This window comes from Mucilaginibacter sp., assembly GCF_965200995.1.
Classification (GTDB): Bacteria; Bacteroidota; Bacteroidia; order Sphingobacteriales; family Sphingobacteriaceae; genus Mucilaginibacter.
Map to the genome: position 1 here is coordinate 639896 of NZ_OZ241743.1, position 11581 is coordinate 651476.

General features: G+C 44.2%; 7 protein-coding genes. All 7 read right to left on the minus strand.

The annotated features are described in order from the left end of the window. Positions 1-123 precede the first annotated feature (123 nt). Positions 124-1041, minus strand: a complete 918-nt coding sequence (locus ACY652_RS03130; protein WP_462266504.1) for a glycosyltransferase family 2 protein — start codon at positions 1039-1041, stop codon at positions 124-126. Positions 1042-1053: 12 nt separating this feature from the next. Then, on the minus strand, positions 1054-2379 hold the full coding sequence (locus ACY652_RS03135) for a hypothetical protein (protein WP_462266505.1): 1326 nt from the start codon (positions 2377-2379) through the stop codon (positions 1054-1056). A 24-nt stretch (positions 2380-2403) separates the two neighbouring features. Next, positions 2404-3270, minus strand: coding sequence for an NAD-dependent epimerase/dehydratase family protein (locus ACY652_RS03140; RefSeq protein ID WP_462266506.1), 867 nt, complete (start codon positions 3268-3270; stop codon positions 2404-2406). A 218-nt stretch (positions 3271-3488) separates the two neighbouring features. Further along, positions 3489-5876: a GumC family protein gene (locus ACY652_RS03145; protein WP_462266507.1), complete on the minus strand. Its 2388-nt coding sequence runs from the start codon at positions 5874-5876 to the stop codon at positions 3489-3491. 16 nt (positions 5877-5892) lie between these two features. Continuing rightward, on the minus strand, positions 5893-6549 hold the full coding sequence (locus ACY652_RS03150) for a polysaccharide biosynthesis/export family protein (protein WP_462266508.1): 657 nt from the start codon (positions 6547-6549) through the stop codon (positions 5893-5895). A gap of 290 nt (positions 6550-6839) precedes the next feature. After that, positions 6840-7151 (minus strand): DUF3467 domain-containing protein, encoded by a 312-nt coding sequence (locus tag ACY652_RS03155; protein ID WP_462266509.1) that lies wholly within the window; start codon positions 7149-7151, stop codon positions 6840-6842. A 70-nt stretch (positions 7152-7221) separates the two neighbouring features. Continuing rightward, complete coding sequence (gene rpoC / locus ACY652_RS03160; protein ID WP_462266510.1) at positions 7222-11508, minus strand: DNA-directed RNA polymerase subunit beta'; 4287 nt, start codon at positions 11506-11508, stop codon at positions 7222-7224. Positions 11509-11581 lie beyond the last annotated feature (73 nt).

The following is an 11581-nucleotide window of genomic DNA, read 5'->3' on the forward strand; positions in this document are numbered from 1 at the left end:
GTATATAGACGTTGCTATAATCCCCACCAACAATATGATTAAAACTACATTTAACATTCGCAGCGTTAAATAATTTATACTTCAAATAAATCCATGTGCAGTTACAAACTAATTTATAACGCATTACTTGTGAGCAGCCAGCGTACCCAATCTTACTTTTAATAAAATAATATATAATTGGGGGTAGAACTTAAAATATTCATATATCAGGTTCCAACCCTTCTTATCAATAACAAAATTACTTTTACCTTTTTCTAACGAAATCTTTTTCAACCAAAAAAACAAAAACTTGGTTAAGAAATCAGTTTTCACCGTTACAAGGGTTTTAAGGCTGATAAAATTTTCCTGGTATAATTTGGTTACTGTATTACCAATAAAATTTCTCACAAACACTTGTAATATATTATAGCCGCCTTTAGGCACATTCATCATCTCGCCGAACCATACCTTCGAATATACTTTCAGGCTTCGCTTCTGCTTAAAGTTTTCAATCAGCATCAGCATATGATAAAACAGCAGCCCTTCAAAACGCTCCTTATGCTCCAGGCGGTCGTAATCATTTTTCCAGATGCTGAAGCCGCCAATCCAGGTAATCCAGTAGGTAATACGCCTTAGCAGCTGGTTAAAATCGGTACAGGTTTGCTCGTAAGGCGTTTGGTTAAAATTATAAAAGTACAGGATGCTGCTTTCGTCGGCATTCTGTTCAATCAGCGCTTTTATTTCCTGTAATGTGCCGGGCTTCATCAGGGAGTAATCATTAAACAGTTTAATGAGCTTCCCCTGCGCCTTTTGCATCACCAGCACGAAGTTTTTTTCCATGCCTACATTTTCAGCATTTTTATAGTACCTGATGTTGGGATACTGCTGCCGGTAACCTTCAACCAGCGCTTCTGTATCATCAGTGGAAGCGTTGTCGGTTATCACTACTTCAACTGTTTGGTCAAAACCATCCTGCGCGGTTATGTTATGCAGGCACTCCTTTAAAGCATAAGCCCTGTTGTAAGTAGGAATACATATAGATAAAAGCACTTCGGAGTTCATTACTTACCAATGTTATAAAGCTACCGCCTGCATCTTTTTCCGCCTGGAAGCATAAATGCTGATGAACCAGGGAATGGAGAAAAGGAAAGAACTATAAAAACCAAACAGCAGGTAATTTTCAGGGAACAACAGGGCCATTAAAAATGTAGAAACCGCCACATAAATGCCCTTCACCATAGAGGGCAATACATACGGCTCCTCTTTGTTGGCACGTGTGTAAATGGCAAAGGAGTTAATAATAAGCTGGGCCAGCCATGCTAACGAGAGCAGGGCAATGTTCTCGATGCTCATAAAACGGTCAGAAAACTTATGGTAATAAACCGTAGCCAGATAAAAAACCATTACACACCCCACAGCGAAGAAGATAAACGTACCTACCGATTTGAGCAGGCCCTTTTTAAACAAGGCATCCAGCTCGGCCCAGCTGCGCTGCGATACCAGCATGTTCATTTTCGGGGTAATTACATAGATCCAAACGTTGGCCATAGAGAATATGGCCGTAATTAAAGTAATGGTGATACCCACCTGCCCGGCAAATACCGACCCATGAAACCGGAATGCAATAGGGGTAAACAATTGAAAGATGAGATAGCCGCCAAACCAGCTGATCGTGTAGCGCCACATGAGGGCAAAAACTTCGGACCGCCAGTTGTATACCTCAATATCATCATGCATCATTTGCTGCATAGGCACTTTAAACCGCTTAAGGGTTTGCCACAGCAGCAGCAGCGAAGTAAGCAGACTGGCTACGGCCAGTGAATATAAGTAAGTGTGCGCCACCAGCAAGCCGATGGTTACCACAAAGTTGAGCACTACATTGAGGCTGCGCATTTTTTGCACTTGCGCTATAAGGCCGCAGCCTTCAAAAAATGAAATAACAATATTAAGATAAAACTTAAGCCCTGAGCCGATGAGAAACACAATCCAGGGCAATACCCACTGGAAGCTATTTTGCTCCCGGCTGAACATATAGTAACCTACACCAAAAATAATGGGAAAAGCTAATGTACACGTATAGGTGCCCCACCTGGCAATAAACCTGAAAAAACTGGCCAGCTTGTAATAGTGGGGTACGCTGCCCTCAAACCTGTTATCTTCATTTAACCTGAGATGAGCATACTCATGGGCCGAAAATTGCAGCACAATGGTGGTAAAACCCAAATCAGCCAGTACGGATAGTGCAGATATACTCATAAAAGAGTACCAGTAGCCCTGCATCTGCTTAGTTAAATACAGCGGGATCACCAGCATAGATACCGGCCCTGTGAGCAACCTCGACAGGTTAACAAAAAAGGTTTGCTTTACGTCTTTATTAAATACCTTAGCTATTTTTGCCATGTAACCTGCTGCCTGTTTATGCTGTTATTGACTATTGATCACTTCGAGCAAACCCGCCCCCAGTGTAAACTCCGGCTTCCAGCCCAATGCCAGCAGATCATCAATATTGGCCACAGCATGCATAATTTCATTCTCGCGCATCGGCAAGGCGCCAAAATGCAGCTGGGTAGCGCTTTGGGTAAGCTGATGAACAGTATTAACCAGCGTTTTAATACTTGAAGGTATGCCCGTACCTACTTCCAGTTCTTTGTAAATGCCAGCCTGCGAAGTGAAATGATTGAGCACTGCTTCAAAAGCGTTAATTACATCGCCGGCATAAATAAAATCCCTTACCTGCTCGCCGGATGTTAAATCGAGTGAAGAAATATTATCCTTTAGCTTTCCGATGATATCAGGTATAAATTTACCCGCAGCGTCATGCTTGCCATAAATATGAAAGAGTTTCATATTGATAACATTACACTTTCCCTTAACAGCTTTAAGCCACTCCAGCACGTGCCGTTTAGAAAGGGTGTATTCGGCCAGATAGCTATAATTATAGGCCGGATTATTAAAGAAGGAATCGGTATTAATAAAATTTGTTACCTGATACTTTTCAGCCAGCTGGTAAAGCTTTACAGGCAACACAATATTGGTTTCGAGCAGGGAGCTTAACTGGTTATCTTGCTGCTTGTACAGGGTAGCCGTATGTATCACCGAATCTATCTGCTGCCCGGCAAATATAGGTTCCAGGCTATCTGCCGAACTATATACCTTAAAATTACAATCCGCTAAACGGTGCAGGCCGGTGGTTGCATACTCCAGGCCAACTACATTAAAGTTATGCTGCAGCTGTTTGGCCATCTGCGAACCTAAAAATCCGTTAATACCTGTAACCAGTACTGATCTCATACTTAAACCGCTGACGTAACAATTTTTTGGTAATACATTCTGCTATGCTTTTATGCCCGAACGTTAAATTAGCACCGAAACCTTAAACCCATTAACCTCCTGCATCTGATAAGTTAGCGCCTGCTTCAACATCCTTTAATGCCCCTTAAACAAATAGTATTGATCAGGAAGCGTATTTTATCGCCGGTTATCGCTGTTTATCAACTTTTTAATCACGGTTATCGATTAAATAACCGCTTAAAAAAACCAGGTTTCTTTTCATTGGCATCCTGGTTATAACCATAACCGTATCCATAGCCGTAACCATACCCGTAGCCATAACCATAGCTGTAGTACCCCCCTTTGGTCGAACTGATATCATTCACTACCAAATAGGTTTTCTTCAGCTTTTTGGTATGGGTTAAGTCATTCACAATGTTAAGCTGCGATTTGTAGGTGTACTTTTGCCTTACAATATATAAGGTTAAATCGGCAAATTTTTCAATAAGCAGCGCATCAGATACCATACCCACCGGCGGGCAATCAATAATTATATAATCGTAATTAACCTTCAGGTATTCTATTAATTCTTTAAGCTTGTTATTCAACAGTAACTCGGAAGGGTTGGGCGGAATTGGGCCAGACGATATCAGGTAACAGCTTTCGTGAAAGAAAACAGGTTTAATGATTGATTCGATACTGACTGAATTTGAAACCGCATAGTTGGTATATCCGAAACTATGATCGGCCCCTATACTGGATGATAATTTAGGCTTACGCAAATCGAGTTCTACAAATACTACCTTTTTCTCGCTCAGGGCAAGTGCAGCGCCTAAGTTTAACGAGATGAATGACTTTCCTTCCCCGCTCATGCTGGAGGTCATCATGATCACGTTCGACTTTGAGGTATCAACCAGATACTGCAGATTGGTACGTAAACTTCTGAACTGCTCAGAAATTACTGATCTTGAACTTCTATCTATTACCAGGGAGGTATTACTTACATTATTGCCAATTTCTCCCACTACCGGTATTTTGGTATTGGCATCCACATCCTGCTTGTTCACAATTTTAATATTCAATGCGTTCCGAATATTTAAAAAGGCAAATGGTATTAACAAGCCAGCAAGCAGGCCCATCATGTAAAAAATACTTTTCTTGGGCTTATAGGGGGCAAAATCGCTTTTCGCGGGATCAATGATACGGGCGGTAGAGATCGTAGAGGTTTTGGTAATTGCGGTTTCTTCCCTTTTTTGCAGCAGGTACAGGTAAAGCGACTGCTTTAAGTTTTGCTGCCGCGAGTAATCTAAAAATATCCGCTCTTTTCTGGGCACCTGCCTGATTTGATTGGTAATTGTACTGTTTGACGACTGTAACCGCTTTTTGCCGGCCAGCAAACCGTCCCTGTAAGCATTAAAACTGCGTACTAAACCTATCCTTGTACTTTCTATCTGGGTATCTAAGTTTTTAATGATGGGGTTGGCATCTTTAAATGCCAGGCTTTGCTCACCGCGTTGCAGCAACAACTCGTTGTACCGGGTAATGGCGGCGGCAAAAACAGGATCCTGTACCGTTAATGTGCTTGGAATGATCCGCCGGGTTGAACTGTTGGAGTTATTAATATACTTTTTAATATCTTCAACAACGGCAAGCTGCACATCAATATCATTTGCCTTGTTGTAATAGGTTGAAGCATCGCCCACCAAAGCTTTCGACTGCTCTTCGGGGTTGGCAAGCTGATTTTGTTCCTTGTACTGCTCCAGTTGCTTTTCCACCCCTGTCAGTTGTCCGCTCACCAGCCCCAGTTCCTGGTCAATAAAGCGCAGCGTACTATCGGCTATCTGTATCTTATTCTGCAAATTGCCTTTCAGGTAATTGGTCATTAACGCCTGCAAAATCTTTTCTCCTTTCTTAGGATTTGGATATTTGAAGGTCAGGCTCAGCGTTGTACTCTTTTTATCAGTGAGGGCAACATCAAACAAAGCAGTAAGCGCCTCAATGCGGCTATCCGGCGACTGCACAATCATATCATAGCTGCCATCGTGCATTTTTGCGGCAGGGTTTGCGGTGAATGTGATGTTGTACTGCGGTAGCGATACCACTTTGTTATAGATGGTATTTAACTTTATATCATCCTTCTTTTCGGTGACTGTTAACTGCTCACCCTTTACTTCTATGTTAAACAGCCGGCTTTCTATAGTATCTTTTTTGGAAATAATATTTGCAATGAAGGGCATTTCATTGTAAAGTTCAGTATTACGGATACGCCCCTTTTTGAATACAGTAACATTCAGGTGCATATCATCTACCACCTTAGCCATCAGGCTTCTGGATTTTAATATTTCAATTTCATTATCTGCATTGCTTGGCAGATCAAATAAATCAGAAAAATCTATCATCCCGGCGGCCTGGCCGCCACCCGGTACCTTTGACTGGTCGTCAATAATTATTTTACTGGTAATACTGTAATCAGGGGTTACATACCGTGCGTAAATAAATGCAAACGTAAAGCATACAATTACACCTATAACAAACAAATACCAGTTATTAATTATACTGGCTAATAATTTCTTGGTATCTAACCCCTCCGAACCTGAACTTAGTAAGTCTTTATCCTGTGAATCCATTAATATTTTTAAACTGTTACAGCCTGCTGATTAATACAATTAATACCGATAAAGCAGAGCCAATGATAGCTATGGTTCTGGCTTGATTAGCATCTGCAGACGCTACCTTTGACTTGTTCGGTTCTATATAGATAAAGTCGTTCTGCTTCAGATAATAGTAAGGCTCGGTAAATAAATTCGATTTGGTAATATTGAAGCGATAAGCTCTTTTGGTACCGTCCTGCTGTTCCCTTATTAACAGAATATTATCGCGCTTACCGAAAATGGTCATATCACCGGCCATAGCAATAGCGTCCAGGATGCTTACCCGCTCATTGGGCACCACATAGGTACCCGGCCGTGCTACTTCGCCGGTAACACTGATTTTAAAGTTTACAAATCTTACAATAACGGTAGCATCATTGTAGGATTTATCAGCTCTTTGCTTAATTAAATCGCGGGCTTGTGAGCTGGTGAGCCCGGCTACATGCACTTTACCCAGGATGGGGATATCTACATCGCCCTGCTTATCTACCAGATAACCGGCTATCTGCTGCTGGTTGGCATTGGCACCAGCCATCGTGCCGGTAACCGAACTGGGTATGTTGCCGGCGGTAATGGCAACTGTTGATTTTGGATCAAGCGTTTGTACCGAGATGCTCAGAATATCATCTGCCTGAATTCTAGGCTCCATATATTCCGCTTTCTGAATGGTAACCACCTGCCCGGAATCAGGTATATCCTGAAAATATTTAACGTTTTTTACCGAAGAACAAGAGAAAAGGATACAAGCCGCAAGTGCAGAACAGAGGTACAATCCGAACTGAACCAATCGATATTTCTTCATCAAGAATAAGTGTATAATAATTATGTACGCAGGAAAAAGCTATTTAACGTGTTGTAATGTTCATAAGTTGAGCCTGTAAAGATAAAATATTTATGCTTATGCCGTATGCCTTTCTACGGTGCCGGCAGTAACATTGCCTAAGCTTGCCCCATTGTGCCGCCAAAGTTCATCGGGAAACCAGGATTTTCATGCTGTACTTTAATATGCCCGTTAACAGACTCAAACTTTTGAATATTATCTTCCAGTGCCGATAGCAGGCGTTTGGCATGTTCAGGCGTTAATATAATTCTTGATTTTACCTTGGCTTTGGGTACGCCCGGCATGATGCGTATAAAATCGAGCACAAACTCGGAGTTGGAATGTGTGATAATGGCCAGGTTGGAGTAAACGCCTTCGGCAGTTTCTTCTGATAATTCAATGTTCAGCTGGTTTTCGTTTTGTTCTTCCATGGTACTAAAATAAGCAAAGCCTTCCGTTTTGGCGGAAGGCTTTGCGAATTATTTAGATACAGTCAGAAAATTAAACTGCGGCTTCTTCTGTTTTAGACGCCATCAAGCGGTCAAATTCTTCCTGAGAACCTACACGGATGTTGTCATAGATACGCAAACCGGTACCTGAAGGAATCAGGTGACCTACAATTACGTTCTCTTTCAGGCCCAGCATATTATCTTTCTTACCGGCAATAGCGGCCTCGTTCAGCACCTTGGTAGTTTCCTGGAAGGATGCCGCCGAGATGAAGGACTTGGTGCCTAATGAAGCGCGGGTAATACCCTGCAGCATCGGGCTTGAGGTAGCCGCAATGGCATCCCTCACCTCTACCAGCTTCTGGTCTTTACGGCGTAATACGGAGTTCTCGTCTCTTAACTTACGTAAAGAAACAATCTGTCCGGCCTTCAGCGTATTGGAATCGCCCGGCTCAACAACTACCTTTTTATCAAAGATATCGTCATTTTCCAGCATAAAATCCCAGCTGTCTACCGCTTCTCTTTCCAGGAAACGGGTATCGCCCGGATCCTCGATAGCAACCTTCTGCATCATCTGGTGTACAATCACTTCAAAGTGCTTGTCATTGATCTTCACACCCTGCAAACGGTAAACTTCCTGAATACCATTTACCAGGTATTCCTGCACTGCAGCCGGGCCTTTAATGGCCAGGATATCGGCAGGCGAGATGGAACCGTCAGACAATGGCATACCGGCGCGGATAAAGTCGTTATCCTGTACCAGGATGTGCTTAGACAATGGCACCAGGTATTTCTTTACCTGACCGTCGCGGCTCTCGATAGTGATCTCGCGGTTACCGCGTTTTACACCACCTAAGGTTACCACACCGTCAATTTCGGTTACTACCGCTGGGTTTGATGGGTTACGGGCTTCAAACAGCTCCGTTACCCGTGGCAAACCACCGGTGATATCGCGTGTTTTACCGGTTGAACGGGGAATCTTGGCAATTACCTGCCCGGTTTGAATTTTCTCACCTTCATCCACTGCGATGTGCGCGCCTACCGGGATGTTGTAACCTTTAATTACGCCGGTTTTATCCGCAATCTGAATAACCGGATTTTTGGTTTTATCGCGGGTATCGATAATTACCTTTTCGCGGTGACCGGTTTGCTCATCAGATTCCTCACGGAAGGTGATGCCTTCCAGTACGGCTTCGAACTGGGCCACACCGGCAAATTCTGAAATGATAACCGCATTGTACGGATCCCATGAACAGATACGGTCGCCTTTGGTAATCTTACTGCCATCCTTCGCATACAGGTAGGAACCGTATGGAATGTTATTGGTCATGATCACCTTATTGCTGCCTTCCTCAATAATGCGGAACTCGCCTGAACGGCCTAATACCACATCTAAGGTACCATCTTCAGCAGTTTCAAAAGGTACGGTACGTACGTTCTCAAACTCAATGATACCATTGTAGCGGGCATTAATTTGCGATTCGGCTGCGATGTTTGATGCAGTACCACCCACGTGGAAGGTACGCAGGGTTAACTGTGTACCCGGCTCACCTATGGATTGTGCTGCAATTACGCCTACGGCCTCGCCGCGCTGTACGCGCTTGCCGCTGGCCAGGTTACGGCCGTAGCACAAGGCACATACGCCGCGCTTGCTTTCGCAGGTTAATACCGAGCGTATCTCAACACCCTCTAAAGGAGAGTTTTCAATCGCTTTGCCGATATCTTCTGTAATATCCTGTCCGGCCGAAACCAGCAGTTCATTAGTAATAGGGTCAAACACATCGTGCAGGGAGGTACGGCCCAAAATACGGTCGTACAACGGCTCTACGACGTCCTCATTATCTTTCAGCGCTGTGGTGAAGATACCGCGCAGGGTACCGCAATCCACTTCGCCTACAATCATATCCTGGGCAACGTCATGTAAACGACGGGTCAGGTAACCGGCATCGGCTGTTTTCAGGGCCGTATCCGCCAAACCTTTACGGGCACCGTGGGTAGAGATAAAGTACTCCAATACCGACAGACCTTCCTTAAAGTTCGACAAAATCGGGTTCTCGATAATCTCACCGCCTGAGCCTGATTTTTGCGGCTTGGCCATCAGGCCACGCATACCGGCCAGCTGACGGATTTGCTCCTTAGAACCACGCGCACCTGAATCCAGCATCATGTATACCGAGTTAAAGCCCTGGTTATCGTTAGACAGGATGTCCATTACGTTGGCCGTTAAACGGTTGTTGATACGGGTCCAGATATCGATGATCTGGTTGTAACGCTCGTTGTTGGTAATGAAACCCATGTTATAGTTGTTCATTACTTCTTCAACTTCGTTAGAAGCCTGCTTGATCAAATCAACCTTCTGTGCCGGAATGTTTACGTCCTGCAGGTTGAATGACAAACCACCATGGAAAGCCATCTGGAAACCTAATTCCTTAATGTCATCCAAAAACTGCGCAGCACGGGCCATGCCTGTGGTTTTTACTACATCGCCAATAATGTCGCGCAGCGATTTTTTGGTCAGCAGTTCATTAATATAACCTACTTCCTCGGGCACATGCTGGTTGAACAGTACGCGGCCTACGGTAGTTTCGGTCAGCTTATTTACAATAGAGCCATCACGCTCTTTTACGTTTACTTTTACTTTAATGAAAGCGTGCAGGTCTACCTTTTTCTCGTTATAAGCAATAATTACTTCTTCGGGAGAGTAGAAAGACAGGTTTTCACCTTTTACCACACGGGTATCATCGGTTTTGCGGCCTTTGGTAATATAATACAGACCCAGCACCATATCCTGAGAAGGTACCGTAATTGGCGTACCGTTGGCAGGATTCAGGATGTTATGTGAGGCCAGCATCAAAATCTGGGCTTCCAGTATAGCAGCATTACCCAGCGGTACGTGCACAGCCATCTGGTCACCGTCAAAGTCGGCGTTGAACGCGGTACAGGTTAACGGGTGCAGCTGGATAGCCTTACCTTCTACCAGTTTTGGCTGGAAAGCCTGAATACCTAAACGGTGCAGCGTAGGCGCACGGTTTAATAACACAGGGTGGCCTTTAAGCACATTTTCCAGAATGTCCCATACCAGCGGGTCTTTACGGTCAACAATCTTTTTAGCAGATTTTACCGTTTTTACCACACCACGCTCAATCATCTTACGAATAATGAACGGCTTGAACAGCTCGGCAGCCATATCTTTTGGCAAACCGCACTCATGCAGTTTCAGGCTGGGGCCTACCACAATTACCGAACGCGCTGAATAATCCACACGTTTACCCAACAGGTTCTGACGGAAACGGCCTTGCTTACCTTTCAGAATATCTGAAAGTGATTTCAAGGCGCGGTTACCTTCTGTTTTAACGGCGTTAACCTTACGTGAGTTATCGAACAGCGAATCTACCGCTTCCTGCAGCATCCGTTTTTCGTTACGTAAAATCACTTCAGGCGCTTTAATCTCAATTAAGCGCTTTAAACGGTTGTTACGGATAATTACACGGCGGTACAAATCGTTCAAATCCGAAGTTGCGAAACGGCCGCCTTCCAGTGGTACCAACGGGCGCAGTTCCGGCGGAATAACCGGAACGATCTTTACAATCATCCACTCCGGGTTGTTGTCAATATGGCCTTGCGCATCGCGGAAGGCTTCAACTACCTGCAGGCGTTTCAGCGCTTCGTTTTTACGCTGCTGCGAAGTTTCATTGGCTGCCTGATGGCGCAGATCGTATGACAGTTGGTCTAACTGCAGGCGTTTCAATAACTCCTCAAGCGCCTCGGCACCCATTTTGGCCACAAATTTCTGTGGATCTTTATCGTCCAGGTACTGGTTTTCTTTTGGTAAAGTATCCAGCACGTCCAGGTATTCTTCTTCGGTCAGGAAATCCATCTTTGAAATTCCGTCGCCTTCCTTAATACCCGGCTGAATAACTACATATCTTTCGTAATAAATAATCAGGTCGAGCTTTTTGGTGGGCAAGCCCAGCAGGTAACCAATCTTGTTAGGCAAAGAACGGAAATACCAGATGTGCGCTACCGGAACCACTAAGTTGATGTGGCCCATACGCTCGCGGCGTACCTTTTTTTCAGTTACTTCCACACCGCAACGGTCGCACACGATACCCTTGTAACGGATACGCTTGTACTTGCCGCAATGGCATTCGTAATCCTTAACCGGGCCGAAAATACGCTCGCAGAATAAACCATCACGCTCAGGCTTGTACGTCCGGTAATTGATGGTTTCCGGTTTTAATACTTCGCCGCTTGAACGCTCCAGGATGGACTCGGGTGAGGCCAGACTGATGGTAATGGTGGTGAAGTTACTTTTTATTTTATTATCCTTTTTGTAAGACATAGCTCTTTTTAAATGATTTAGTGAATGAGTGACGGCTTGTGGCTTAATCACCCTCCTTGCACATAGAAGTTAA